The following is a 24,985-nucleotide window of genomic DNA, read 5'->3' as shown; positions in this document are numbered from 1 at the left end:
AATGAGACGAGTCGGTACATCAAGTGCCCTGCCCGGCCTGAACGTTGGCCCGGCAGGGCACTGCGGTAAGGTGCGCCAACCCCCTGGCGTGGTTGATCGAGGAGCGTGCGCGTGTTCAACCGGACCCGAAGTCTGCAGGCCGCTGCGACTCTTGCGTCCATATCCCTGCTCGCGGGATGCGGTGTCTTCACTTCCGAAAGTACCGACGAGGAAAAGCCCATCGTCGTCGGCACCACCAGTGCGCCCAGCACCCTCGACCCCGCCGCGGCCTGGGACGGATCCTGGGAGCTGTACCGGAACGTCTACCAGACGCTGGTCAGCTACCCGACCGGCGCCGCGACGCCCGAGCCGGACGCCGCCGAGGCCTGCGAGTTCACCGACGAGTCGAACACCGCGTACCACTGCAAGCTGCGCGAGGGCCTGAAGTTCTCCGACGGCGACCCGCTCGACGCCAAGGCCGTGAAGCACTCCATCGACCGGATCGGCAAGATCGGCGTCGAGGGCGGCCCCGCGGGTCTGCTCGGCAGTCTCGAACGCGTCACGACCGACGGCGACCGCGATGTCACCTTCCACCTGAAGAAGGCCGACGCGACCTTCCCGTTCGTCCTCGCCACCCCGGCCATGTCGATCGTGGACCCGCAGGAGTACCCGGCGAACTCGCTCCGCAAGGAGAGCAGCATCGTCGGTTCCGGCCCGTACCAACTCGATTCGTACGAGGTCGGCAAGACCGCCGAACTCACCAGGAACCCGAACTACAAGGGCTTCGCCGAGCACAAGAACAACGCCGTCACCATCCGGTACTTCCAGGACTCCGGCACCATGGTGAAGGCCCTGAAGAAGCACGACATCGACGTCACGTTCCGCGGTCTGACCTCGCAGGACATCGTCGACCTCCAGGGCACCGCCGCCGGCGAGAACAAGCTCCAGCTCGTCGAGGGCGCCGGCACGGAGACCCGCTTCCTGGTGTTCAACCCCAAGGACCGCTGGGCGAAGAACCCCGCTGTGCGCGAGGCCGTCGCTCAGGTCATCGACCGCGGCGCGATCGTGCACAACATCTACAAGGACACCGTCGAACCGCTCTACTCGATGGTCCCGACCGGCGTCGCCGGCCACACCACGGGCTTCTTCGACACGTACGGAAAGCCCAGCCCCTCCAAGGCGAAGAAGATCCTCAGCGAAGCGGGCATCACGGACCCCGTCCCGCTGACCCTCTGGTACGCCACGGACCGCTACGGCTCGGTCACCAAGACGGAGTTCGAGGAGATCAAGCGCCAGCTGGAGGCCTCCGGCCTCTTCGACGTGACGGTCAAGGGCCGCCCCTGGAAGGAGTTCGAGAAGGGCTTCCGCAGCGGCGAGTACCCCGTCTTCGGCCGCGGCTGGTTCCCCGACTTCCCGGACCCGGAGAACTTCATCGCGCCGTTCGTCGGCGAGCGCAACAACCTGGGCATCCCGTACGCCAGCCCGCGCATCACCGACCAGCTGCTGCCCCAGTCGCGCCGTGAGACGGACCGCGGCGCCGTGGCCGAGGAGTTCGAGAAGGCGCAGGAGATCCTCGTCGAGGACGCCCGGCTGCTGCCGCTGTGGCAGGGCAAGCAGTACGTCGCCGCCTCCGAGGAGATCGCCGGCGGTGAGCGCGCCCTCGACCCCTCGACGATCATGACGATGTGGGAGCTGAGCCGGAAGACCAGCTGGTAGACGGCGGTCCGAGTGCACTGCACGACCCCGAAGGGCGGCCGGAACTCCGGCCGCCCTTCGGCGTTGTCAGTGGTCGCCGGTAGGTTCGATGGTGAGAAGTGACCGCACACTGGAGGTTGTTCACGTGACGGACCCGACCACCGCAGCCCTGCTCCCCGAGTCCTGGCGCGAGGTTCTCGGCGAGGAGCTGGAGAAGCCCTACTTCAAGGAACTCACCGAGTTCGTCGAGGAGGAGCGCGCGAAGGGCCCCGTCTACCCGCCCCGCGAGCAGGTCTTCGCCGCCCTGGAGGCCACGCCGTACGAGGATGTGAAGGTGCTCGTCCTCGGCCAGGACCCGTACCACGGCGAGGGCCAGGGCCACGGCCTGTGCTTCTCGGTCCGCCCCGGCGTGAAGACCCCGCCCTCCCTGCGGAACATCTACAAGGAGATGCAGGCCGAGCTCGGCACCCCCGTCCCGGACAACGGCTATCTGATGCCCTGGGCCCGGCAGGGCGTGCTGCTCCTGAACGCCGTTCTCACGGTCCGCGCGGGCGAGGCCAACTCGCACAAGGGCAAGGGCTGGGAGAAGTTCACGGACGCCGTGATCCGCGCGGTCGCCTCCCGCCCCGACCCGGCGGTCTTCGTGCTGTGGGGGAACTACGCCCAGAAGAAGCTCCCGCTCATCGACGCCGAGCGGCACATCGTGGTGAAGGGCGCCCACCCCTCGCCGCTCTCCGCGAAGAAGTTCTTCGGCTCCCAGCCCTTCACACAGATCGACAAGGCGGTCGCCGCCCAGGGCCACACGCCCATCGACTGGCGCATCCCCGACCTGGCCGACTTCGTCTCCTGAGCGCCCGCGCCTGAGCTGGATTGTCAGTGGTGGCGGATAGCGTCGGTGCTGTTCGCAGATGGTCGTACGAGTCGGGAGAACGCAGTGGCGGAGCAGCAGGAGCAGTCGTCCGAGGACGCCGTGATGGCACGGGCGGGGCAAGCAGTCATGCTGCATCGCGCGGGCGACCGTGAGGAGGCGCGCAACCGCCTCCTCGAGCTCTGGACCGAGATCGGGGAGCACGGCGACCCGCTGCACCGCGTCACGATCGCGCACTACATGGCGGACACCCAGGACGACCCGGCCGATGAGCTCGCCTGGGACCTGCGAGCGCTGACGGCCGCGGATGTCCTGACGGACGAGCGGGTCGAGCAGCACCACAGATCGCTCGAAGTGCGCGCGTTCTACCCGTCGTTGCACCTCAACCTTGCGGCGGACTATGTGAAGCTCCACCGCGAGGACGAGGCCCGCGCCCACCTCCGCCGCGCCCGCGGAGCCATCGGCACCCTCGGTGACGACGCCTACGGCAACGGCATCCGCGCCGCGATCGAACGCCTGGAGCTGCGGCTCGGGGCGGGCGGGGACGGCGGGCCGGTGGGCCCGCCGCGCCGGGAGGAGTAGTCGGCCTCACCGTCCCGGCTCGGGCGGCTCAACTCCCGTACTCCGCACGGCAGATGCGCGCCTGCGGGCTGTCCGGGGCCCACCGCCCGTAGCGCTCGCCGAGCCCGCAGAGGTCGGCCTCGGGCAGCATCGACTTCGGGCGTGCGGGGGCGCCGTGGAGGGGGGAGTCGTCGGCGGGGCCGGCGTGGTTGGTCCCGCCGGTGTGCTGCTGTCGGGGCTGGGCGGGCTGTGCGGGCTGTGCGGGCTGTGCGGGCTGTGCGGCACCGACTCCTGGGGCGCGGTCGTGCTTCGGCTGCTCGGGCAGGCGCAGGTAGTCCTTGGACTCGGGGGCGTCCGGCCTCATCATCCGTAGCGCCTCATGGGCCGGTGCGGTGACGAGGCGCGGCTCGGCGTCGCCACGGGCCTGCGGGGCGGGCTCGGACTCGGACGCGGACTCGGACGCGTCGGACCGGGAGTGCGGCGCGTCCACCCCGCCCACGGAGACACAGCCGCTGACGGCCGAGGCGGTCATGGCGATGAGCAGGGCCGCTGCGGTCCTCGTTCGGTGCATCTGCGCAACTCTGGTGTGCAGACGGCCTCTTGAGCGAGAGATCGAGAGGAGATTGCCCCGCACGTGTGAACGTGGCCGCCGGTGTCTGGCGGGGGTGGGGGCGCGGTGACGGTTCAGAGGGCCGCAGCAAGAACCGTCAGCTCGACCGCGAAGACCAGCACCCCTCCGAGCAGGATGGCGCCGACCGGCCGGACCGGTCGTTCCGCCGCCTCGCGCTGCAGGGTCGTGTGCGCGGCGAGCGCGGCCGGAGTCGAGGTCACCCAGAGAGCGGCCGGGAACACCAGCCCCTCCCCGAGGGCCTGACGCAAGTCCGAGCCTCCGGCAACCAGAAGCCGCACCAGCGTGGGCAGAACAGCCGTGGAGATCAGCCCGAGCGCGGTGCCGACGACCACCCATCGCCAGAGCCGCCCGCCGCCGAGCCCGCGGTGCCCGGCGCGCCGTGCCAGCCAGTGGCCGAGGGTGAGCGAGGGCAGGACGTAGGCGGCGGTCAGCAGGGCGCTGAGCGCGGCGATCGTGACCGGACAGCGCGGCGCCGGTCACGGCAACGGCCATGAACGTGGCCGGGCCCTGGCGGAAGGCGACGAGCAGCGGCGGGGCCGCGACGGTCAGGAGTACACCCAGCACACCGAGTACGGCCATCGAGACGGGCCACGGTGCCGCGCCCTCCGGGCCGCCCGGAGGTCTCCCCGCGCGCCCCGTGCCACCGAAGTTCCGCTAACCGCGCTCACCGCACCCCAGCATCCCGCCCAGCAACTCCCTGAATCCCGCCCGTAGTTCGTCGAGGGACGGGACCTCCGCGTGGTACGAGCCGGCCGCGCAGGCGAACATCAGGCCCTCGCTCCAGGCCACGAGGGACAGGGTGTGGCGGCGTGGGGCGGGGGAGCCGGCCGCTGTCAGCAGGGACTCGACCATGGTGCGGAACTGCGCGCCCTGCTGGTCGTAGAACGCGCGCAGTTCGGGGCGGCGGGTCGCTTCGAGGGCCAACTCGTAGCGGGAGACGGTGAGATGGCGGTGCTCGGTGAGGGCGCGGTGCAGGGCGCGCGCCAGGGTGTCGGCCAGGGCCTCGGCGCCGCCCTCGGGGTCGGGCATCTCCGTCGGCATCAGCGTCTGCGCCTCGCGTTCCGCCTGCCGTCGCACGGTGGCCTCCAGGAGGGCGAGCCGCGTGCGCGCGTGATTGGAGGTGGAGCCCTGCGGCAGCCCCGCCGCCTCGTCGACCGCGCGGTGGGTGAGGCCCCGCATGCCGCGCTCGGCGAGCAGGGTGATCGCGGTGTCGGCGATCAGCTCCGCCCGGGAGGAGGAAGGGGCGCGGGGGGAGACGGGTGGGCGTTCAGGCATGGGGTCACCCTATCCCGTACGACTACACCTGTAGTAACGTCGTCCACGTACGCACTACAGGTGTAGTTTCAGGAAGGGGAGGAGTCGTCATGGCCCGTGCCATCGTGATCGGAGGCGGCGTAGGCGGTCTCACCGCGGCCGCCGTGCTGCATCAGCAGGGCTGGGCGGTGACCGTCCTGGAGCGCTCGCCCGAGTTGGAGCCCGTGGGCGCCGGCATCTCCCTCGCGCCCAACGCCCAGCGCGCCCTCGACGTCGTCGGGCTCGGCGACGAGATCCGGGCCCTCGCCGCCTGGCAGCGCGACGGCGGACTGCGTACGCCCAGCGGCCGCTGGCTCTCCCGTACCAGCAGCGAGGCCATCGCCGAGCGGTTCGGCGGCTCGCTTGTGCTGCTGCACCGCGCCACCCTGGTCGACGTGCTCCGCTCCCGCCTGCCGGAGGGCACCGTCCGCACCGGCCTGGCCGCGCGCCTCGCCGACCCCGGCGGACCCGGCCGGCCCGCCACGGTGACGACCGACGCCGGGGATCTGGAGGCCGAGCTGGTCGTCGGCGCGGACGGCATCAACTCCGTCGTGCGCAAGGCCCTGTTCCCCGGGCACCCCGGTCCGACGTACGCGGGGTTCACCACCTGGCGCGTCGTCGTGCCCGCACCCGAGCGGCACTTCGGCTCGCACGAGACCTGGGGGCAGGGCGAGTTGTGGGGCTCGCACCTGATGAAGGACGGTACGGCGTACGCGTACGCGGCGGCCGGAGTGCCCGCCGGGTGGGAGGCGCCCGGCGGCGAACGGGCGGAGCTGATGCGGAGGTTCGGGCACTGGCACGAGCCGATCCCGGAGATCCTCGCCGGTGTGGCGCCCGAGCAGATCCTGCGGCACGACGTGTATTACATGCGGCACGCGCTGCCCGCGTACCACAAGGGCCGGGTCGCCCTGCTCGGCGACGCCGCGCACGCCATGACGCCGAGCCTCGGGCAGGGCGGCAACCAGGCCATCGAGGACGCGGTGGTCCTCGCCCACCACGTCGACCCGGAGCGGGAGCCGGGCCCGGCCCTCGCGGCGTACTCGGCGGAGCGGCTGCCGCGCACGATGGGCATCGTCGCCAAGGCGTACCGCACGGGCCGTATCAACACCGCACCCTGCAGCCGCCCGGTGATGCTGCTGCGGAACGCGCTGATCGCGGGCGTGAACAAGGCCGGCCCGAACCTCGTCCTGCGCACCCTCGACGGCATCATGGACTGGCACCCGCCGCAGGACCGGCAGACCGGCGCCGGGCGTACGGAGGCGTCCCGGTCCCGGAGTTGACCGGCCGCGCCCCGCGCCCCGCGCTCCCGCCTCCACCCTGCGCCCTCCGCCCTGCCCTGAGCCCCGAGCGGCACGTATGCTTCCGGGCATTCCGCACCGCGAGCAGCGCTCGCACCACCGCGAACCTCAGGAGCATGTACGTGAAGGTCGGCTGCATCGGGCTCGGCGACATCGCGCAGAAGGCCTATCTGCCCGTCCTCGGCGCACTCCCCGGGGCGGAGCTGCATCTGCAGACCCGCACGCCCGCCACGCTCGAACGCGTCGCCGCCGCGCACCGCGTGCCGGTCGAGCAGTGCCATGCCGACCTCGACGGGCTCCTCGCCCAGGGCCTCGACGCGGCCTTCGTGCACGCGCCGACGGTGGCGCACCCCGACATCGTCACGCGGCTGCTCGACGCGGGTGTGCCGACGTATGTCGACAAGCCGCTCGCATACGAACTCGCCGAGTCCGAGCGGCTCGTGGCGCTCGCCGAGGAGCGGAACGTGAGCCTCGCCGTGGGCTTCAACCGCCGCCTCGCGCCCGGGTACGCGCAGTGCGCCGAGCATCCGCGCGAGCTGATCGTGATGCAGAAGAACCGGGTCGGGCTGCCCGAGGACCCGCGGACGCTGGTGCTCGACGACTTCATCCACGTCGTCGACACCCTGCGGTTCCTCGCGCCGGGTCCGGTCGACGACATCTCCGTGCGCGCTCGCGTACGGGACGGTCTGATGCACCACGTGGTGCTGCAGCTCGCCGGTGACGGGTTCACGGCCCTCGGCATCATGAACCGGCTCAGCGGGTCCACGGAGGAGATCCTCGAGGTCTCGGGCCAGGACACCAAGCGCGAGGTGCGCAACCTCGCCGAGGTCATCGACCACAAGGGCCAGCCGACGATCCGCCGACGCGGCGACTGGGTCCCGGTCGCCCGCCAGCGCGGCATCGAGCAGTCGGTGCACGCCTTCCTGGACGAGGTCCGCGCGGGCCGGGTGGTCAGCGCGCGGGACGCGCTGGCGACGCACGAGATGTGCGAACGGGTGGTACGGGAGTCCCTGGCGGGGGCTGCGGGGGCTGCGGGGGCTGCGGGGACGGCGGGAGCTGCGGGAGCTGCGGGAGCTGCGGGAGCGCCCGGCGCCTGAGGGGCGGGATGCCCGGCGGCGGCCAGGGCAACGCAAAGATCGGGGAGGCGGTCCCTAACGGCGCCAGAGAGCGCGCCGTGCTTCCCAGCCGCACAGCAGAGCCAGTGCGAGGACCGCTCCGTACACCGCCCAGTCGCCGAAGCGGACGTACAGCGTCGTGCCGGTGGCCAGGGGGACGTCGTACGTCCGGGCCGTGCTCTCCTCCGTACCCAGCGCGGTGCCCACGCGTGCGCCGTCCGGGCCGTGGACCGCGGAGACGCCGGTGAGCGTGGCGTGCACCATCGGGCGGCCGTTCTCGGCGGCGCGCAGGGCGGCGAGCGAGGCGTGCTGGGCGGGCGCCCAACTGTCCTGGAACGTGGACGTCGCCGACTGGGCGAGCAGCAACTGCGCACCCGAGCGCGTCAGATGGCGGCTCATGTCGGGGAACGCCGACTCGAAGCACACCAGCGGCCCGACCTTCCCCCAGGCCCGGGCGCCGGAGGCGTCCGGGTTGCCGGTCACCGGCAGGACCACGGGGGCCTCGCCGCGCCTGCGGTCCTCGCCCGCGGCCCTGCCGACCGAGGTGGCCCAGCCGAGCAGGGCGCGCGCCGGTACGTACTCGCCGAACGGCACGAGCCGCATCTTGTCGTAGCGCCCGCCGGTCGGGCCCTCGGGACCCACGAGGATCGCGGACTTGAAGATTCCGGGCTCGTCGGAGCGGCGCGCGTCGACGTTCACCAGGATCTGCGCGCCGACCTCCCGGGACAGCTGCCCCAGGCGTGCCGCGAGGTCGGGCCGCTCGTCCAGGTCGTACCCGACGCTGCTCTCGCCCCACACGACCAGGTCGACGCCGCGCCCCGCGACCGTACGAGTCAACGCCTCCTCGCGCGCGAAGCGCTTCGCGACGCTGCCCACGCCTTCGATCACGCCGGGCTGGACGACGGCGACCCGCGCCGAACCCGCCGCCTGGGGACGGGGTGCCCACGCCCAGGCCGCGGAGGCGACGATGGCCACGGCCGCCGCTCCGGCCACCGCCGCGACCCGGGCCCGCTCCACCGCGATCAGCACGGCGAACGCGGTGTTCACGGCGACGACAACGAGGCTCAGCAGCCACACTCCGCCCACCGAGGCGACCCGGAGCGCTGGCTCGACCTGCCACTGGCTCGACCCGAGCAGCCCCCACGGGCCGCCCAACCCCTCCCAGGACCGCACCAGTTCGACCATCAACCACCCACTGGGCACAAGCACCAGGGCCGCCGCGACCCGCCGGGGCGCGGGCGAACCGCCGAGCAGATGCCGTACGAGCAGCCCCCAGGGCGCCCACAGCGCGCCGAGCAGCACGGCGATCACGAACGTGAAGACATGCAGACTCGGCAGCAGCCAGTGGTGCACCGCCAGCATGAACCCGGCCCCGCCGAGCCAGCCGTCGTACACGGCCCTGCGCGCGGTCGGCGCCGAGCGGACCAGCAGCAGCCAGGGCACGAGCGCGACGTACGCGAACCACCACCAGGACGGTTCCGGGAAGGCGAGCGCGGGCAGCGCGCCCGCGAGGACGGCGAGGGCGCCGCGCCCCCAGCGGGAGTCGAGCAGCCGGCCGACGGGCCCGCTCCGGCCCGAGCCGCGCGTCCGGGCGTCGCTTCCGGTGTGCCGGAGCCGCGACAGGCCCTTCGGGCCGCCGTCCCGGAAGCCGACCCTGCGCAGTACGCCGGTCGACCGGCCGGTCAGCTCCATGCCGTGCCTCCCTCGGCACCGGACGTCCGGTGCGTACCCGTGCGTACGTACGTCCAGTGTGCGCCCGCTTCGCGATCTTCGACAGGGGGCGTGGCGCGTGGCGTACCGGCTCGGTCGCGGAGGGTGGAGGGTGCGAGGTCAGGAGCCGTCGGGCTGCCGGCGCGGGGCGGGAGGCCGCTCCCGCCGGTCCTCCGAGTCCGGCCGCTCGATCGCCGTACGGCGCCACTTCTCGCGTACGACGACCTTGGTGACGCGCCAGCCGACGCGGGTGCGCAGGACCGAGAACGTGTACCGCCCGCCGCACTCGAAGTCCGGGGCGCCGCCGTCGGGCCGGGTGCGCATCGGGTTGGTGTAGTCGGCCTGCACCTGGGCGGTGTCGCCCACGTCCCCTTCGAGCGGACCGAAGCGGAGTCTGCGGTTGACGATCAGATGCTGGCGCATCGGGAAGAGCTGGAGGGTGCCGGCCAGCCACTCGGCGACCTGGTGGGCGGCGCCTTCGATGCCGCCCGCGGAGCTGTAGTCGGCCCGGCCGTCGGGGGTGAAGAGGCCGCGGTACGCGAGCCAGTCGCCGTCGTCGACGGCCATGGCGTAGTCGGAGATGAGGGTGTCGATGGCGAGCCGGTCCATCACGGCTGCGAGGTCCACGCGCTGCGTCATCGATTCAGTGTTGTCGCCCGGAGCCGCGAGGCCAAGGGGCGTGCGCGGACCGGCGCAGGACGCCTGCCGGTCAGGCGACCTTCACTACCTCTTCACGAATGGCCGCTGCCCAGGCGACCACAAGCACCTGGTACTCAGCACGCTGTTCATCGCTCAACCGCCCGCCGGAGCACAGCATCAGGCCGCGTATCCGCTCGTTCAACTGGTCGGCGGACCACGGGACACCATCGGGCGAAGTGGCGATCATGTGAAAGAGTCTAGGGCCTGGGTATGACAACGACCGTGCCCTGAGCGCGACTTCTGTGCCTATCCGGTCACACCCACAGCAATATGCGTGGAAGTCGCCGGTGTTCACCCTTGTCCCTCTTCGGCCCAGGGATCGGGGTCGGCGAGAACTTCCGCGAGGGGACGGCCGGTTCGGGCGGCGAGCTCCTGGCGTTCGCGCACCTCGCGCATCGTGCGCGGACGATAGCCGGGCCCGTCCGGCATACAGCCACAGCTCGGGTGGAAACGCAGCCCGGCCCGGAGGACCACGGTCAGGGCCTGCCAGCCGTCCAGGTCCCGACGCGGCGGTACGGCCAGCTGCTCACCGGCGTCGATCATCGGCAGCCGGCAGGTGGGGCAGGGCACCGGCCCCGGCGACGCCTTCTTGAACGCGTGCCGGCAGCCGAGGCAGACGAGATGGCTCCGCATGATTCTCATGGCCGCACGCTACGGACAGGTACGGGCACGGGGCAGCCGGATTTCGCCACCGCCGGGCCATCGCGCCTGAGCTGCGGCGGAGCCCGCGTATCGCGTCAGCGGATGCACCCCGGGCACAGGTCCGCGATGCTGGAAGGACCCGAGAAAGCCAAGCAGGAAGGGCTGCCATGTCTGTGATGGACAAGCTCAAGCAGATGCTCAAGGGCCACGAGGACCAGGCAGGGAAGGGCGTCGACAAGGCCGGTGACATGGTCGACGAGAAGACCCAGGGCAAGTACAAGGGCCAGGTCGACACCGCTCAGGACAAGCTCAAGGGGCAGTTTGGAGCCGGCCAGGACAAGGACCAGCCGCCGCAGCAGTGACGCCCGGCTCCTGAGGGGTGCCGACGGTCAGGGGTGTCAGCCCGCGGACTCTCCCGCGTGCGGGCTCAGTACACCCATGCCCACGAGGATGAACAGGACGGTGCCGAGGACGACGCGGTAGTAGACGAAGGGCATGAAGGACTTCGTGGTGATGAACTTCATGAACCAGGCGATCACCGCGTAGCCCACGATGAAGGCGATGATCGTCGCGAAGATCGTCGGCCCCCAGGAGACATGGCCCTCGCCCGCGTCCTTCAGCTCGTACGCCCCCGAGGCGAGCACCGCCGGGATGGCGAGCAGGAAGGAGTACCGGGCCGCCGCCTCACGGGTGTAGCCCATGAGCAGGCCGCCGCTGATGGTCGCGCCGGAGCGGGAGACGCCCGGGATCAGGGCCATGGCCTGGCAGATGCCGTAGATCAGGCCGTCGCGTACGCCGAGTTCCTTGAGGGTCTTGCGTTCGCGGATGGCGCGGTGGCGGCCGCCGACCTCGTCGCGGGCGGCCAGGCGGTCGGCGATGCCGAGGACGATGCCCATGACGATCAGCGTCGTCGCGATCAGACGCAGGTCACGGAACGGGCCCTCGATCTGGTCCTTGAGCGTGATGCCGAGGACGCCGATCGGGATCGAGCCGATGATCACCAGCCAGCCCATCTGGGCGTCGTGGTCGCCGCGCATCTCCTTGTCGGTGAGCGAACGGAACCAGGCCGAGACGATCCTGACGATGTCCTTGCGGAAGTAGATGAGGACCGCGGTCTCCGTGCCGATCTGCGTGATGGCCGTGAACGCGGCACCCGGGTCGTGCCAGCCCGCGAAGGCCGCCGTGAGCCGCAGATGGGCGCTGGAGGAGATGGGGAGGAACTCGGTGAGCCCCTGCACGAGTCCGAGGATGAAGGATTCGAACCAAGACATGTGGGTGCTAGGCCATTCGCGTACTGATCATGGACTGACCAGCGAACTGGCAGGTCAGGACCCCTGAGTGGATGGACGGTCGAGGTGTCGGCTTAGGCATCTGGCTCTGTGGTCGTCGCCGTTGTTCAGGGGAAGCGTAGCGGCAGCCTTTCGGGGGCCTGCCCAGGGGTTGTGCCGGTCAAGAGCCGGGCGCGGTCGGCCGTCACCCCGTGGTGCTGTCGCCGCGCAGCTTGTGGCGCTTGCACCAGGCGACGATCGCCGCGGCGAGACCGGTCAGGGCGATGAAGCCCATGGCGACGAGGAAGGCGGGGGAGGTCGGCGTGCTCGCGCGGCTGCCCGCCACCACGTACGCCGCCGTGTTCGGGATCGAGCCGAGGCCGGTGGCGAGGAGGAACGGGAACCAGCCCATGCGGGAGACCGCCGCGCAGTAGTTGGAGGCCCAGAACGGCACCCCGGGGAAGAGCCGCGCCGCCATCATCGAGCGGAAGCCGTGCCGGCTGAGCTGGCCGTCCACCGCGTGCACGAGGCGGCCGCGCAGCAGCGGTCGCAGGGCGTCCTGGCCGAGCGCCCGGCCCAGACCGAAGGCGATGCCCGCGCCGATGACGGTGCCCGCGATCGCCCCGGCAAGACCCGCCTGCGTACCGAACAGGGCACCCGCCGCCAGGTTGAGCAGCGGCCGGGGCACGAACGCGGCGGTGCACAGTCCGTACGCGACGGCGAACACGATCACGCCCATGCCCGCTGTCGCGCCGTTGAGCCGCACCGGCCAGCCGTCGGCGATGAGTTGCTGCGGTTCCAGGAGGAGAACGCTCGTGCCGGCCGCCGCGAGCAGCACGACGAGCAGGGCGAACCGGGACCACGGGGCGAGCAGCACGCGGCCGACGCGTACGGCGAAGCCCTCGGGGGTGGCGGCCGCGGGCCGGGGCACGGGATCGAACATCCGGGGAGACTAACCGACACATATGTGTGATCGCCGTATGGTGCGTCTCATGTGCGCCACAGTGCCGTCCGGCTCCGCCGAGTCCGCCACGTCTCCCGGGGCGCCCCCCGTTCCCGCCAGTGAGCTCGCCGACGAGGTGCTCGCGCGGCTGGTCCTCACGTACCCGAAGGGCGCCGACGCGGAGCGTGCCGGGGAGATGGCCGCGTACATGAAGGGCGTCGCGCCGTTCCTCGGGATCATGTCGACCGAGCGGCGGGCCCTGTCCCGCGGGGTGCTCGCCGGGCTGCCGCGGCCGGGCGAGGCGGACTGCGCGGCGGTCGCGCTGCGCTGCTGGCGGCTGCCGGAACGGGAGTACCACTACTTCGCCGTGGACTACCTGCGGCGGTACGTGCGCGCCTGCTCGTCCGCGTTCCTGCCCGTCGCCCGGCATCTCGTGACGACCGTCTCGTGGTGGGACACCGTGGACCTCCTCGCCGGGCACGTGGTGGGCGGGCTCGTCGCGGCCGACCCGGGGCTCAGGCGGGACATGGACCGCTGGATCGAGGACGACGACCGGTGGGTGGCCCGTACGGCACTCCTGCACCAGCTGCGCTTCAAGGACGCCACCGACACCGAACGCCTCTTCGCCTACTGCCTGCGGCAGTCCGGCCACCCCGACTTCTTCATCCGCAAGGCGGTCGGCTGGTGCCTGCGGGAGTACGCGAAGACGGACCCGGACGCCGTCCGCGCCTTCGTCGCCGACCACGCCGACCGGCTCGCGCCGCTGTCGGTGCGCGAGGCGCTCAAGAACGTCGGAGCCTGACCCCCGCCGGGACCGGGCGCGGCGCCGTGCGCCAGACTGCTGCCCCTGCGAGCCGTGCACCGGCACGGCGGTACGGCGGAGGGGTGGCGGTCATGGCGGAGACGGCACTGGTGCTCGGAGCGGGTGGACTCAGCGGCGTCGGCTGGGAGATCGGCGTGCTTCACGGCCTCGCCGAGGCGGGCGTGGACCTCAGCGACGCCGACCTGGTCGTCGGCTCCTCCGCGGGCTCCGTCGTCGGCGCCCAGCTCACCTCCGGCAAGCTGACGCTGCCCGAGCTGTACGAGCGCCAACTCGCCGATCCCGCCGGGGAGATCCCCGGACAGCTGGGCGCGGGGCTCGTCCTCAAGTACGCCCGCGCCGTGCTCGGTTCACGCACCCCCGAGGCGTACGGCAGGAAGCTCGGCGCGCTCGCCGTGGCCGCCGACACGGGGGACGAGGCGTCGCGGCGCGAGGTGATCGCGCGGCGCCTCGTCTCCCACCGCTGGCCTGAGCGGCGCCTGCTCGTCACCGCGGTCGACGCGGCCACGGGGGAGCTGCGGGCCTTCGACGCCGCCAGCGGGGTGCCGGTCGTGGACGCCGTCGCGGCGAGCTGTGCGGTGCCCGGGGTGTGGCCTGCCGTCACGATCGAGGGGCGCAAGTGGATCGACGGCGGGATCCACTCCTGCGCCAACGTGCATTTGGCCACGGGGTACGCGCGGGTCGTCGTGCTCGCCCCGCAACCGGCGGGCGGCGGTCCGTTGCCCTCCCCGCGGCGTCAGGCGGAACGCTTGGCCGCGGAGGGTGCGCGGGTGACTGTGATCACCCCGAACGCGGAGGCGCGCCGTGCGTTCGGGCGCCGGACCCTGGACCCGAGCCGTCGGGCGCCCGCGGCGCGGGCGGGGCTTGCGCAGGCGGCTGCTTGGGTGGGGGAGGTGGGGCGGGTGTGGGTGAATTGATCCCCTCCCTGGGACTGGCCTCCGTGCCCCGGCACAATCACCCCGTGGACGCATCGACACCCCCGGCGGACGAGCCGATCCCCGTCACCCGCCCCGTGGACCACGGCACCGCCAAGCTGCTGCCGGACGTCGACCGCCCTCGGGCCTGGCTCCTGACCGTCGACGGTGCGCCGCAGTCGTACGTGGATCTGGACGAGCCCACGTACCTGGAGTTCGAGTACGCCCGCAGGCTCGCGCACGTACTCGATCTCGCTGCGGACGAGGGGCGGCCCCTCGATGTCGTGCACCTCGGTGGGGGTGCCCTCACGCTGCCGCGCTACCTCGCCGCGACCCGGCCCGGGTCGGCGCAGGACGTCGTCGAGGCCGACCAGGGTCTGGCCCGGCTGATCGCCGAAGTGCTGCCGGTGGCCGACGGCTCCGGGATCCGTACGCATCGCGCCGACGCCCGCGCCTGGCTGGAGGCGGCGCCGGACGACAGTGCGGACGTCGTCGTCGGGGACGTCTTCGGCGGCTCGCGGGTGCCCGCGCACCTGAGCACCCTCGACTACGCGCGCCAGGCCGAGCGCGTCCTTCGGCCCGACGGGATCTACCTCGCCAACCTCCCCGACAGTGCCCCGTTCACCTTCCTGCGCTCCCAACTCGCCACGTTCCGGGCGGTGTTCGAGGAGCTGCTGCTCATCGCCGAACCCGCCGTGCTGCGCGGGCGGCGCTTCGGCAACGCGGTCCTCGTCGCCGCACACCGCGAACTCGACACCGCCGCCCTCGCGAGGCGTACCGCCGGTGACGTGTTCCCGGCGCGCGTCACCGGCGGCGCGGAGCTGCGGCGGTTCGTCGGGGACGCGCGACCCGTGGCCGAGCAGGACGCCGTGGCCTCACCCGAGCCGCCGGGCGGCACCTTCAGCGTCGGCTGAGGCGTCCGTCCCGGCCGGACCGGAGGAGCCCGCCACCTTCTCCTCGGTGCGGCGCGTGAGGCGGCGTACGTCCGGGACGCACAGGACCGCCGCCGTCATCAGCACGACGAGCACCGCGCAGCCCCACAGCGCGGTGCCCCGGCCGAAGGCCGTCTCGGCCGGGCCCGCGAGTGCAGTGGCCAGGGGGACGAGGGAGACGGAGCCGAACCAGTCGTACGCGGAGACCCGGGAGAACTTGTCCTCGGGGATCTCCTGGTGCAGGGCCGTCATCCACGAGACGCCGAACACCTCGATGGCGACGCCGCTGACGAACATCGCGGCGGCGAGCAGCGGGAGTTGGACCGGCACGGCCAGCGCCGCCGACGGCAGTGCGAGCGGGAACACGCACAGCGAACCGGCGAGCAGCAGCCGCCGCGGCTTCCACCGCATCATCAGGAACGCGCCCGCGATCGTGCCCACGCCGAACGCGCTCAGGGCGAGGCCCCAGGGCGCCGCACCCCCGAGCGAGTCCCGGGCGACCAGCGGACCGTAGACCGCCTCGGCCGCGCCGATCACCGCCACCACCACGGAGAACTGGACGACGATCGTCCACAGCCAGGGCCGGCCGATCACCTCCCGCCAGCCGTCCCGCAGATCGGCGAGCATCCCGCCGCCGGGCGCGCGCTCGGGCACGTCGGCCACCCGCAGGAACGCGCGCAGCCCACCGGCGAGCGCGAACGCGACCGCGTCCACGGCGAGCACCCAACCGGGCCCGATCGCCGCGATCAGGGCGCCGCCGAGCGCCGCACCGCCGATCGCGGCGCCGTGCATCGCCATCCGGAAGAGGGCGAACGCGCGGCTCGCCTGGTCCCCGGTGACGCTGGAGAGCAGCATGCCCTCGGCGGCCGGGCTGAAGAACGCCTGGCCCGTACCGCCGAGCGCGGTGAGCAGCATCATCTGCCACAGCTGCGGTTCCCCGGCGAGGACCAGGACCGCGAACGCCGCCTGGGAAAGGCAGTTGAGGATGTTGGCGGCGACCATCACATGGTGCCGCGGCAGCCGGTCGGCGACGGCGCCGCCGATGAGCAGGAAGACGACGAGCGGGATCGTACGGGCCATGGCGACGAGCCCCACGTCACCGCCGTCGCCCCCGGCGTCGAGGACCGCGAAGGCCGCGGCGATCAGGGCGCCGTGGCTGCCCAGGTTGGTGACGACCGCGGCCGCGGTCAGCAGGGTGTAGTTGCGGCCGGCCCAGGCGGGGCGGCGCAGTCGGGGCGTCACGGCTCTGTCCACCGCTGAACTATCGCCGCACCGCCCCTGGCCTGCCAAACCGCTTCAGCGGAGCGAGGTCAGCTCTGCGGCATGCCCGCGAGCCGCACCGAGCTGAGGATCTTCTTGATCGTGGCCTCGCTGAGCTCGTCCTTCACGTCCTTCGGACCGAAGAGCGACCACACCACGAAGTCGTTGGCCTTGTTCTTGAACGCGAACGACAGGGCCTTGCCCTCGGTGGCACACGGGTTCTTGGACTTCGGCACGCCCTGCGACTCGGCGTACGCGATGCTGCCCTCGAGGCCGGTGAGCTTCGACTTGTACTTGGAGGGCTTGGACAGGCCGATGTTCTTCTGGCTGGGCTGCGTGTACGGGCCGTACACCCACCAGCCGACGGTGTTCTGCGCGGCCTCGCCGGTGTTCTTCGCGCCGTTGGCGCCCTTGGTGCCCGCGGCGGCCAGCTTCCAGCTGTCCTTCTGGCCGTCCTCGTCCTCGTCGTACTGGCACCAGTCGGGCTTGTACTCCGTGATGCCCGTCATCGTCGTGACCGGCTTCTCGGTCTTCTCGTCGAGGTAACTCAGCGTGCTGTCCGGCTCCTTGACGACCCAGCCGGGGGGTACGTCGAAGGCGGTGCCGCGCTTGGGGTTGACCACGACCTGCCAGCCGTCGATGACCGGTTCGACCGAAGGTCCGTTGCCGCGGCCCTCCTCCGTGGGCGAGGGCTCCTCGCTCGGCGTGGCCGGGGCGGAGGACGTGGGCTTCTTCTCGCTGCCCTTGGACTCGTCCTTGGTCTTGTCGTCCTTGCCGCCGAGGACCAGGAAGCCCGTCACACCGGCGGCGATCACGACCGCGGTCGCCGCGACGATCGCCGTGACGGTCGTCTTGTTCCGGCCGCCGCCGGGGGGTTGGGGCGCGCCGAGCGGAGTGGTCGGCACGTTCCAGTGCGGTCCGCCCTGCTGCTGGTAGTCGCCCTGCTGCGGGTACGCGCCGGGCGGCGGCGTGCCGGGCTGCAGGGGCGCACCGGGGGGCGGGGGAGGAGTGCCCGGCTGCATCGGCGCGCCCGCGGGAGGCGTGGCCTGCTGCGGATAGCCCGGCTGTGCGTACGGGTTGGGCTGCTGTTGTCCCGACTGCGGGTACCCCGGCTGCTGGTACTGCTGCTGATCAGGGTCCTGCGGGTTTTGCTCGCCCCCGGGCGGCTGCTGTCCTGGCCACATGGCCCGTAACGATAGAGGTGCGGCGGGCCCGCCTGCCACGCGCGCCCCCAATTGTGACCTGCGGGCCGCCCAAAGGGCCGGGCAAAGGGGGTGACCTGCGCATATAGGTGCCGCTCCGGAGTGGCCGAGCGGCACGTGACGTACGTCACCGGGGTGGCCGGAGGCGTGGAAGATACCCACGGGTAACATCCCGCTCATGAGCGCTGACCAGATGTCCATCGGCGAGATGCTCGCCGCCACCGTCCCGATGGTCCGGACCCTGAACCTGGAGTACGCCGAGACCACGCCCGAGCGGGCCGTTCTCCACCTGCCCGACGACCCCGACTACCGCAACCACGTCGGCGGCCCCCACGCCGGGGCGATCTTCACGCTCGGGGAGTCGGCCAGCGGCGCCATCGTCCTCGCCGCGTTCGGGGACCAGCTGTCGCGTGCCGTGCCGCTGCCGGTCACCGCCGACATCGCGTTCAAGAAGATCGCCACGGGCCGCGTCACCGCCACCGCGACCCTCGGCCGCCCGATCGCCGACGTGCTCGCGGAGCTGGACGAGGGCAAGCGGCCCGAGTTCCCCGTGGCCGTCGCCGTCACCCGTGGGGACGGCGCCGTGACCACCGAGATGACCGTCGTCTGGACGCTGCGCCCCAACAGCTGAGCCACACCTCCCCAGGCCCCGCCCCCTACGCCGCAGGCAGGGGAGCGGGGCCGTCCCGTGTGATCCCGTGGGCTGCGCCGCGTGCGCCCGCTGGGCATGTCAGCGGCCACATCAAGCCCGTCTGGGGGCACCTCCCGGCCGGAGGCTGGGGGAGTTTGAGGACGAGCCCGGAGGGCGATCTGCGGTGCCAAGGTCGACGACCCGGATCACCCTCCGTAAGACCTACTCCGCGTGCGCAGCCGCGTGCGTCTTCGCCAGCTCCGTGTACATCGCCGCGTTCAGCTTGATGCCCTCGCGCTCCTCGTCGGTCAGCGGGCGCTTGACCTTCGCCGGTACGCCCGCGACGAGTGAACCCGGAGGCACCTGAAGTCCCTGCGGTACGAGCGCCTGCGCCGCGACGAGTGAACCGGCGCCGATCACCGCGCCGTTGAGGAGCGTCGCGCCCATGCCGATGAGGCAGTCGTCCTCGATCGTGCAGCCGTGCACCGTGGCGTTGTGGCCCACCGAGACCCGGTCGCCGATGGTCACCGGGAAGCCCGGGTCGACGTGCACGGTGCAGTTGTCCTGGATGTTGCTGTCGGCGCCGAGGACGATCGGGCCGCAGTCGGCGCGCAGCACCGTGTGGTACCAGACGCTGGCCCCCGCCTTCAGGGTCACGTCGCCGATGACGACGGAGGTGGGCGCGGCGAAGGCCGTCTCGTCCACCTCGGGTTCCGCGCCGCCGACGCCTGCGATCAACGCCCGCTCTGCCATTGCGTCTCCTGGGTTGTCGTTCGTGTCCGTCGCGCCCATGTCTTTTCCGGAACGGTAAGTCACGGCTCTCTGGCCTCGCGCGCCGGGTGGGGTGAAGATCACAGCTCACGGGCCTGTCGGCCGCTGCGGCGCTGAGTACGGTGAGCGGGTGCCGAAAAACAAGAACGCGTTCTCATTCGCGGGCAGGGCGGGCAGGTCGGGCGGGCGGAGCAGTGCTCTTGCCGCCTGGCGCCGCCGCGCCGTCACGCGTGCCGTGCACGCCGGCTGGCGCTGGGTGCAGTGCGCAGGCGCGGTCACGGCGGCCCGCCCCGGGCGGCTGCGCTTCGGCGCGATCGGTACGGGAACCAGGCTGGCCTTCCCGCAGGGCACCGTCTTCGGCGAACCGTGGATCCGGCTCGGCGCGCACTGCATCATCGGCGAGCAGGTCACGCTGACGGCGGGTCTGATGCCGGACCTGGATCTCGGGCCCGAGCCCATCCTGCGTATCGGCGACGGTGTGGTCCTGGGCCGTGGCAGCCATGTCATCGCCGACACCTCGGTGACGATCGGCGACGACTGCTACTTCGGCCCGAACGTCTACGTCACGTCCACGAACCACAGTTACGACGACCCGCACACCCCGGTCGGCAAGCAGTGGCCGCGGATGGAGCCGGTGGAGATCGGCCCGGGCTGCTGGATCGGCACCAACGCCGTGATCCTGCCGGGCGCGCGCATCGGCCGGAACGTGGTGGTGGCGGCCGGTTCCGTCGTACGGGGCGAGGTGCCGGACCACGCGGTGGTGGCCGGGGCGCCCGCGCGGGTGGTGCGGACCTGGGACGCCGAGCAGGGCTGGCAGCCGCCGTTGCGCACCCCCGCGCCGGTGCCGATCCCGGAGGGCGTCACCCCCGAAGAGCTGCGCGCGCTCGCCGAGTTGGCGGACCACCTGAAGGCCGCCGAGGACAGCCGGGCGGCCGGACAGTAGGCCCGCGTCGTGCCGGCGGGGCCGGTCAGTAGGCCCGCGTCGAGCCCGCAGACCTCAGCCCCCGGCGAGGAGGACGGTCCCGAGGAGGGCGAGTCCCGCGCCTGCGGCCTGGACGGCGCGCAGCTGCTCCTTGAGCACTCCGCGCGCGGCGAGCGCCGTCACCACCGGGTAGAGCGAGGCGAGTACGGCGGCGACGGTGACGGGTCCGGTCCGCGCGGCCATCGCGTACGTCCCGTTGGCCGCCACATCGGCGAGACCCACGAACGCGAGCGCGGGCAGCGCCGCCCACACGACCCGGAACCCGCCCTCCTCCGGCAGGGCCCGTGCCCCGCGCCGCACCGAGAGCCAGAGGGCCGAGCCGCCCGCCACGACGTTGGTGACGCGCTGCACGAAGAGCGCGAGGAACAGCCCGGTGACCGTCGTCGAGGCCTCCGCGATCAGCGCCATCACGGCGCCGAACCCGAACGCGGCGACGAAGGTGAGCAGAATGGCCTGCCGCTGCACCGGCGCACCCCGCAACTCCGGCCCGCCCGCGAGGAGTACGCCGACGACGGCGACCGCGATCCCGCCGTACTGCAGGAGTCCCGGCCGCTCGCCGAGGAGCAGGCCGACGCCGACCGGGACGAGCACGCCGATGGAGCCGAGCGGGGAGACCACGCCCATCGGGCCGAGGGCGAGGGCCCGGTAGAAGGCGAGCATCGCGACCGGTCCGACGGCACCGGCGGCGACCGCGAACCACAGCTGCGGGCCCCACTCGCTCCACGCGCCGGTCGCGACGACGAGTCCGCCGAGCACGACCACCGCGACGCACTGCGAGACGACCACGACCGTCAGGGCCGGGATACGTCGCGTGAGCAGCCCTCCGCCGAAGTCGGCGAGCCCCCAGAGGAGGCTGGTGGCCAGGGCGAAGAGTGCGGACATGCGGCGGCCTCGCAGTACAGTGTGCTGGACGTTTGGTGCACCACACCGTAGTTCAGTGAAGTGAACTCTATCATTCAAAATATTCGACTGCGCGTGGTGGCGCCGGTTTCTGCCCGCAGACTCGACCATGGACGGGACGTGTCGGACCTCGATCAGCTCACCCAGTCGCTCGCCCGCAATCTGAAGCGCTGGCGCGGTGAGCGCGGCTTCACGCTCGACGCCCTCGCGGCCCGCTCAGGGGTCAGCCGCGGCATGATCATCCAGATCGAGCAGGCGCGGACGAACCCCAGCGTGGGGACGACGGTCAAGCTCGCCGACGCGCTCGGCGTCAGCATCACCACGCTCCTCGACTACGAGCAGGGCGGGCACGTCCGCGTCGTGCCCGAGGAGCAGATCGTGCGCATGTGGTCGACGGAGGCCGGGAGTTGGACCAAACTCCTCGTCGGCACGGAGAAGCGCGGCCCGCTCGAACTCTGGTCCTGGCGGATCATGCCCGGCGAGAGCAGCGAGTCCGACCCGCACCCGCGCGGCACGGTCGAGCTGGTGCACGTCTCGGCGGGCGACCTGACCCTGCGGGTGGACGGCGTCGACCACTCCGTACCGGCCGGATGCTCGGCCACGTTCGAGTCGAACGTCCCGCACGGCTATCACAACGACGGTGACGTGCCGGTCGAGATGACGATGGCGGTGTCCATCCCGCCGGCGACGTGACGGGGCGCGTTCGGCACGTGAGACGGCCGGGGGCGGCCCCGGGGTGCGCTGTTACGTTCAGCTCATGCGCGCTCCCATCGGCTCCTTCGACCACGCCCGTCCCGCCCCCGAGTGCCTGGACGAGCTGACCACGCCCGTCGCCAACGCGGTACGCCACTGGCGCGGCAGCGTCCCCGCCGAGCGATTCGTGTACGTCGACACGGACCCGGAGATCGCCGACACGGCGGTCTTCGTGGAGCACTACGGGCCCGAGCTCCTCGACCAGTCCGCGAACTGCGTGGTCGTCTCCGGCAAGCGCGGCGGCGAGAGCAGCCTCGCGGCCTGCCTGGTCCTGTCCGGCACGCGCGTGGACGTCAACGGCGTGGTCCGCCGTCAACTCGGCGCCCGCAAGGCCTCGTTCGCCCCGATGGACACGGCGACCGGCGAGACCGGCATGGAGTACGGCGGCATCACGCCGATCGGGCTGCCCGAGGAGTGGCCGGTCCTCGTGGACGCGGCCGTCCTCGACGTCCCGTACGTCCTGGTCGGCAGCGGCCGCAGGCGCGGCAAGCTGATCGTGCCGGGCAAGGCCTTCGCGGAGCTGCCCGGTGCGGTCGTCATCGAAGGGCTCGGGGTGGCGGCGGGCTGAGCGGACGCGGGGATGCCAGCGTGCCGGGGCCAACTCGCCCTGGCCGCCCGGCGGTTACCGCGCAGGCGCTGAGTCCAGGCCGGGTATCTCGATCGCCGGGCACCGGTCCATCACCATGTCCAGGCCCGCCGCGCGCGTCCGTTCGTACGCCGCCTCGTCGAGCACGCCCAGCTGGAACCAGACCGCCCGGGCGCCCACCGCGACCGCCTCGTCGGCCACCTGGCCTGCCAGCGAGCCGTTGACGAAGACATCGACCACGTCCACCGGGAAGGGGACGTCCGCGAGCGAGGCGTACCCCTGCTCTCCGTGCACCGTCTCCGCCTTCGGGTGGATGGGGACGATCCGCTTCCCGAAGCGCTGCAGCACCTCGGCGACCCCGTACGCAGCGCGCTCCCGGTTGCCGGACAGGCCGACGACCGCCCAGGTGTCCCCGGTCTCCGTGAGAATCCTGCGGATGGTCGCCTCGTCCGCGTACATGCTCGGCCTCCGTCGGTTCGCTCCACTGCCCGGTCGGCAGTGCTCCGTCCACGCCAACAGCCGCGACCCGGCGGGCATTCCCGCCGTCGCTGTTGCCAGGATGGCCGGATGACTCAGCGGAACGACACCCGGCCCCTGCGGACCGAGGCGGACGAGCGCGCCTCGCTCTGCCGCTTCCTCGACGACCAGCGGGCGATCCTCGAGCGCAAGTGCGCGGGCCTCACCGTCGGGCAACTGCGCACGCGGGCCGTCGAACCCTCCGCGCTCACCCTGCTCGGTCTCGTCCGGCACGCGGCCGAGGTCGAGCGGAGCTGGTTCCGGGGCGTCCTTGCCGGGCAGGCGACCACGACGCGCTGGCCGGGCGGGCGGCCGGGTGAGTTCGCCGAGTTCGACGTGGGGGGCGCCGACCCCGGCGAGGCCTTCGCGGCCTGGCGGGAAGAGTGCGCGTACGCAAGGGAGTTCACCGCCTCGGCCGCCTCGCTCGACGTGACCGGGACGGCCCACGGCGAGGAGTACACCTTGCGCTACGTCCTCACGCACATGATCGAGGAGTACGCACGCCACAACGGCCACGCCGATCTGCTGCGGGAGCGCGTCGACGGGGCGACGGGGGAATCGGGGGAGTAGCTCCCCTGCCCGGCGGTCAGACCTCCACCACGTCCCAGGCGCCGAGGACCCCCACGTCCCCCGGCTGGTCCGGAACGTGGACCGGCAGGCTGAGGTGGTCGCGGAGGCGGTCGGCGAGGCCGCGCATGCGGGCGCCCTCGCCGCACAGGACGAGGCCCCGGTCGTGCACGTCCTCCACCAGCTTCGGCGGACTGTCCGACAGCAGGGCGAGCACATGCTTCGCCAGGGCGTCATACGTGGCGAGGGGGACCCGGGCCAGGTCCGCGACCGGGACCGTGCGGGTGTCGGGCAGGCCGCGCAGCAGGTCGTGGCCGCGTACCGGAAGGGTGTCGGCCGCGGCCGTGCCGATCCGGACCTTGGTGCGCTCCGCCTCGGTCGGGGAGATGATCAGCCCGTGCCGGTGCCGGAGGAGCCGTACGAGCCCCTCGTCCACGTCAAGCCCGCCGACCGGGAAGCTGCTCGTCGCGATCACGTCACCGCAGGAGAGCAGCGCGGCGGAGCTGCGCTCGGCGCCCACGTCGACGACGAGCGCGCCCGCGGGCTCGGCCAGCGGAATGCCCGAACCGACCGCGGAGGCAAGGGACTTGGCGACAAGCCGGACCCGCCGCAGCCCTGCCGTCTCGCACGCCACAAGCAGGGCCTCGGCCTGTAGCTCGCCCAACCGGTCCGGCACGCACAGCGTCGCGGCGGCGAAGTGCTTGGCCTTGGCGTCGCCCGAGACCTCCCGCAGCGCCGCGCGCAGCAGATACGCGGCGACCAGCGGGTCGGCGACGGACCGCTGCAGCACCGGCCGGACCAGGTGCAGCATGTCCGGACGGCTGCCCTGGATCTCCACGGCGCGGCTGCCCCGTGCGCGTATTCGGCCCTCGAAGTCGAGCGCGGCGACCGTCGGCATGTGCAGGATCCGCTCCCCGTTGCGGGCGAGGATCCGCAGCATCGCGCTGCCGAGGTCGATCGAGTATCCGCGGGCCAAGGTGCGCATGGGCTCTCCGCTCACTGGAACCGGTACGCCGGAGACCCGGGAACCCGAAGGGAACAGGCGGGCCGTGCCTTCGACGCTCGCACAGCCCGAACAGGGCGGCGAGCGTGGGGCGTCCGATTCAGCGGTGCGTGGCGGAAGGGCCCGGCCGACGGGAGGCGGGGTCCCGGCGTGCGGCTTAGCCTCGGGGCATGAGCGCGATCCCGGAGCGGTTCACCGTCGTCCTGAAGCCCCAGCTCACCGACGCCGAAGGCCATCCCGACCACGGCACCGCGCTGCGCTCGGCCACCGTCGTGCGCACCGGCGAGACCGGCGCGAGCGGATTCCCCCGGTACGCGGGCGAGGGCGTCCAGGCGGACATCGACCCGGCGACCCGCACCGTCGAGGCCGCGACCGTCGACGGCGACGAGCTGCCGTACGGCTGGGTCGCGGAGGTCGACGAGGCCGCGCCGGACGAGGAGTGAGCG

Annotated in this window: 30 protein-coding genes; 15 read left to right on the top strand and 15 right to left on the bottom strand. The window is 72.3% G+C overall.

Features of this window, described 5'->3' with window-relative positions; all coding sequences use genetic code 11:
- Positions 1-111: 111 nt before the first annotated feature.
- The 3 genes from RCO28_RS29120 to RCO28_RS29110 all read left to right on the top strand — a co-directional run bounded on the left by RCO28_RS29120 (position 112) and on the right by RCO28_RS29110 (position 3,124).
- Positions 112-1,695 (top strand): ABC transporter substrate-binding protein, encoded by a 1,584-nt coding sequence (locus RCO28_RS29120; RefSeq protein ID WP_308944272.1) that lies wholly within the window; start codon positions 112-114, stop codon positions 1,693-1,695.
- 124 nt (positions 1,696-1,819) lie between these two features.
- Entirely contained in the window at positions 1,820-2,524 is a 705-nt protein-coding gene (ung, locus tag RCO28_RS29115; RefSeq protein ID WP_308944271.1) for a uracil-DNA glycosylase, read from the top strand.
- Between the two features lie 84 nt (positions 2,525-2,608).
- The gene (locus tag RCO28_RS29110; RefSeq protein ID WP_308944270.1) at positions 2,609-3,124 is read left to right on the top strand and encodes a hypothetical protein; all 516 of its coding nucleotides are present in this window, start codon (positions 2,609-2,611) and stop codon (positions 3,122-3,124) included.
- Between the two features lie 28 nt (positions 3,125-3,152).
- Here the strand turns inward: RCO28_RS29110 and RCO28_RS29105 are convergent, their stop codons facing one another.
- The 3 genes from RCO28_RS29105 to RCO28_RS29095 form a co-directional block, all read right to left on the bottom strand.
- Positions 3,153-3,674: a hypothetical protein gene (locus RCO28_RS29105; protein ID WP_308944269.1), complete on the bottom strand. Its 522-nt coding sequence runs from the start codon at positions 3,672-3,674 to the stop codon at positions 3,153-3,155.
- Positions 3,675-3,787: 113 nt separating this feature from the next.
- Positions 3,788-4,066, bottom strand: coding sequence for a hypothetical protein (locus RCO28_RS29100; RefSeq protein ID WP_308944268.1), 279 nt, complete (start codon positions 4,064-4,066; stop codon positions 3,788-3,790).
- A 322-nt stretch (positions 4,067-4,388) separates the two neighbouring features.
- Positions 4,389-5,009 (bottom strand): TetR/AcrR family transcriptional regulator, encoded by a 621-nt coding sequence (locus RCO28_RS29095; RefSeq protein ID WP_308944267.1) that lies wholly within the window; start codon positions 5,007-5,009, stop codon positions 4,389-4,391.
- Positions 5,010-5,098: 89 nt separating this feature from the next.
- On the opposite strand from RCO28_RS29095, the gene RCO28_RS29090 reads away from it, so the two are divergent.
- On the top strand, positions 5,099-6,307 hold the full coding sequence (locus tag RCO28_RS29090) for an FAD-dependent monooxygenase (protein WP_308944266.1): 1,209 nt from the start codon (positions 5,099-5,101) through the stop codon (positions 6,305-6,307).
- A gap of 140 nt (positions 6,308-6,447) precedes the next feature.
- Positions 6,448-7,422 carry a Gfo/Idh/MocA family oxidoreductase gene (locus tag RCO28_RS29085; protein WP_308944338.1) on the top strand — a complete coding sequence of 325 codons (975 nt, stop codon included), beginning with the start codon at positions 6,448-6,450 and terminating at the stop codon, positions 7,420-7,422.
- A 54-nt stretch (positions 7,423-7,476) separates the two neighbouring features.
- Here the strand turns inward: RCO28_RS29085 and lnt are convergent, their stop codons facing one another.
- From lnt to RCO28_RS29065, 4 genes are all read right to left on the bottom strand, one after another.
- Positions 7,477-9,132 carry an apolipoprotein N-acyltransferase gene (gene lnt, locus RCO28_RS29080; RefSeq protein ID WP_308944265.1) on the bottom strand — a complete coding sequence of 552 codons (1,656 nt, stop codon included), beginning with the start codon at positions 9,130-9,132 and terminating at the stop codon, positions 7,477-7,479.
- A 138-nt stretch (positions 9,133-9,270) separates the two neighbouring features.
- Complete coding sequence (locus RCO28_RS29075) at positions 9,271-9,789, bottom strand: nuclear transport factor 2 family protein (RefSeq protein ID WP_308944264.1); 519 nt, start codon at positions 9,787-9,789, stop codon at positions 9,271-9,273.
- 70 nt (positions 9,790-9,859) lie between these two features.
- Positions 9,860-10,036, bottom strand: coding sequence for a hypothetical protein (locus RCO28_RS29070; protein ID WP_308944263.1), 177 nt, complete (start codon positions 10,034-10,036; stop codon positions 9,860-9,862).
- Positions 10,037-10,140: 104 nt separating this feature from the next.
- Positions 10,141-10,491 (bottom strand): deoxyxylulose-5-phosphate synthase, encoded by a 351-nt coding sequence (locus RCO28_RS29065; RefSeq protein ID WP_308944262.1) that lies wholly within the window; start codon positions 10,489-10,491, stop codon positions 10,141-10,143.
- A gap of 167 nt (positions 10,492-10,658) precedes the next feature.
- Between RCO28_RS29065 and RCO28_RS29060 the strand changes: the two genes are divergently transcribed.
- Entirely contained in the window at positions 10,659-10,853 is a 195-nt protein-coding gene (locus tag RCO28_RS29060; RefSeq protein WP_308944261.1) for an antitoxin, read from the top strand.
- Positions 10,854-10,889: 36 nt separating this feature from the next.
- On the opposite strand, the gene RCO28_RS29055 is transcribed toward RCO28_RS29060, so the two are convergent.
- Together RCO28_RS29055 and RCO28_RS29050 are read right to left on the bottom strand one after the other, a co-directional pair.
- On the bottom strand, positions 10,890-11,762 hold the full coding sequence (locus RCO28_RS29055) for an undecaprenyl-diphosphate phosphatase (protein WP_308944260.1): 873 nt from the start codon (positions 11,760-11,762) through the stop codon (positions 10,890-10,892).
- A 202-nt stretch (positions 11,763-11,964) separates the two neighbouring features.
- Entirely contained in the window at positions 11,965-12,702 is a 738-nt protein-coding gene (locus RCO28_RS29050) for a TVP38/TMEM64 family protein (RefSeq protein WP_308944259.1), read from the bottom strand.
- 49 nt (positions 12,703-12,751) lie between these two features.
- Between RCO28_RS29050 and RCO28_RS29045 the strand changes: the two genes are divergently transcribed.
- The 3 genes from RCO28_RS29045 to RCO28_RS29035 all read left to right on the top strand — a co-directional run bounded on the left by RCO28_RS29045 (position 12,752) and on the right by RCO28_RS29035 (position 15,350).
- Positions 12,752-13,504: a DNA alkylation repair protein gene (locus RCO28_RS29045; RefSeq protein WP_308944258.1), complete on the top strand. Its 753-nt coding sequence runs from the start codon at positions 12,752-12,754 to the stop codon at positions 13,502-13,504.
- Between the two features lie 92 nt (positions 13,505-13,596).
- Positions 13,597-14,439 carry a patatin-like phospholipase family protein gene (locus tag RCO28_RS29040; RefSeq protein ID WP_308944257.1) on the top strand — a complete coding sequence of 281 codons (843 nt, stop codon included), beginning with the start codon at positions 13,597-13,599 and terminating at the stop codon, positions 14,437-14,439.
- A 44-nt stretch (positions 14,440-14,483) separates the two neighbouring features.
- Positions 14,484-15,350 (top strand): fused MFS/spermidine synthase, encoded by an 867-nt coding sequence (locus tag RCO28_RS29035; RefSeq protein WP_308944256.1) that lies wholly within the window; start codon positions 14,484-14,486, stop codon positions 15,348-15,350.
- On the opposite strand, the gene RCO28_RS29030 is transcribed toward RCO28_RS29035, so the two are convergent.
- Complete coding sequence (locus tag RCO28_RS29030) at positions 15,312-16,622, bottom strand: MFS transporter (protein WP_308944255.1); 1,311 nt, start codon at positions 16,620-16,622, stop codon at positions 15,312-15,314. The genes RCO28_RS29035 and RCO28_RS29030 overlap by 39 nt on opposite strands.
- Positions 16,623-16,678: 56 nt before the next feature.
- On the bottom strand, positions 16,679-17,812 hold the full coding sequence (locus tag RCO28_RS29025) for a hypothetical protein (protein ID WP_308944254.1): 1,134 nt from the start codon (positions 17,810-17,812) through the stop codon (positions 16,679-16,681).
- A 211-nt stretch (positions 17,813-18,023) separates the two neighbouring features.
- Between RCO28_RS29025 and RCO28_RS29020 the strand changes: the two genes are divergently transcribed.
- Positions 18,024-18,461 (top strand): DUF4442 domain-containing protein, encoded by a 438-nt coding sequence (locus tag RCO28_RS29020; RefSeq protein WP_308944337.1) that lies wholly within the window; start codon positions 18,024-18,026, stop codon positions 18,459-18,461.
- 222 nt (positions 18,462-18,683) lie between these two features.
- On the opposite strand, the gene RCO28_RS29015 is transcribed toward RCO28_RS29020, so the two are convergent.
- Entirely contained in the window at positions 18,684-19,214 is a 531-nt protein-coding gene (locus RCO28_RS29015) for a gamma carbonic anhydrase family protein (protein WP_308944253.1), read from the bottom strand.
- Between the two features lie 148 nt (positions 19,215-19,362).
- Between RCO28_RS29015 and RCO28_RS29010 the strand changes: the two genes are divergently transcribed.
- Complete coding sequence (locus RCO28_RS29010) at positions 19,363-20,175, top strand: acyltransferase (protein ID WP_308944252.1); 813 nt, start codon at positions 19,363-19,365, stop codon at positions 20,173-20,175.
- 54 nt (positions 20,176-20,229) lie between these two features.
- Here the strand turns inward: RCO28_RS29010 and RCO28_RS29005 are convergent, their stop codons facing one another.
- Positions 20,230-21,096 carry a DMT family transporter gene (locus RCO28_RS29005; protein ID WP_308944251.1) on the bottom strand — a complete coding sequence of 289 codons (867 nt, stop codon included), beginning with the start codon at positions 21,094-21,096 and terminating at the stop codon, positions 20,230-20,232.
- Between the two features lie 138 nt (positions 21,097-21,234).
- On the opposite strand from RCO28_RS29005, the gene RCO28_RS29000 reads away from it, so the two are divergent.
- The gene (locus RCO28_RS29000; protein WP_308944250.1) at positions 21,235-21,807 is read left to right on the top strand and encodes an XRE family transcriptional regulator; all 573 of its coding nucleotides are present in this window, start codon (positions 21,235-21,237) and stop codon (positions 21,805-21,807) included.
- Positions 21,808-21,871: 64 nt separating this feature from the next.
- Positions 21,872-22,435, top strand: a complete 564-nt coding sequence (locus RCO28_RS28995) for a YbaK/EbsC family protein (protein ID WP_308944249.1) — start codon at positions 21,872-21,874, stop codon at positions 22,433-22,435.
- Positions 22,436-22,489: 54 nt separating this feature from the next.
- Here RCO28_RS28995 and RCO28_RS28990 read toward each other — a convergent pair whose 3' ends face one another.
- Complete coding sequence (locus RCO28_RS28990) at positions 22,490-22,912, bottom strand: CoA-binding protein (RefSeq protein ID WP_308944248.1); 423 nt, start codon at positions 22,910-22,912, stop codon at positions 22,490-22,492.
- A gap of 108 nt (positions 22,913-23,020) precedes the next feature.
- Between RCO28_RS28990 and RCO28_RS28985 the strand changes: the two genes are divergently transcribed.
- Positions 23,021-23,539, top strand: coding sequence for a DinB family protein (locus RCO28_RS28985; RefSeq protein ID WP_308944247.1), 519 nt, complete (start codon positions 23,021-23,023; stop codon positions 23,537-23,539).
- Positions 23,540-23,555: 16 nt separating this feature from the next.
- On the opposite strand, the gene RCO28_RS28980 is transcribed toward RCO28_RS28985, so the two are convergent.
- A complete protein-coding gene (locus RCO28_RS28980) occupies positions 23,556-24,521 on the bottom strand; it encodes a rod shape-determining protein (RefSeq protein WP_308944246.1) in 966 nt (321 codons plus the stop codon).
- Positions 24,522-24,709: 188 nt separating this feature from the next.
- Between RCO28_RS28980 and RCO28_RS28975 the strand changes: the two genes are divergently transcribed.
- Positions 24,710-24,982: a hypothetical protein gene (locus RCO28_RS28975; RefSeq protein ID WP_308944245.1), complete on the top strand. Its 273-nt coding sequence runs from the start codon at positions 24,710-24,712 to the stop codon at positions 24,980-24,982.
- Positions 24,983-24,985 lie beyond the last annotated feature (3 nt).

Source organism: Streptomyces sp. LHD-70, assembly GCF_031157275.1.
GTDB lineage: Bacteria > Actinomycetota > Actinomycetes > Streptomycetales > Streptomycetaceae > Streptomyces.
Note: the sequence above shows the minus strand (reverse complement) of the source record. Positions and strands in the feature narration are given on the sequence as shown.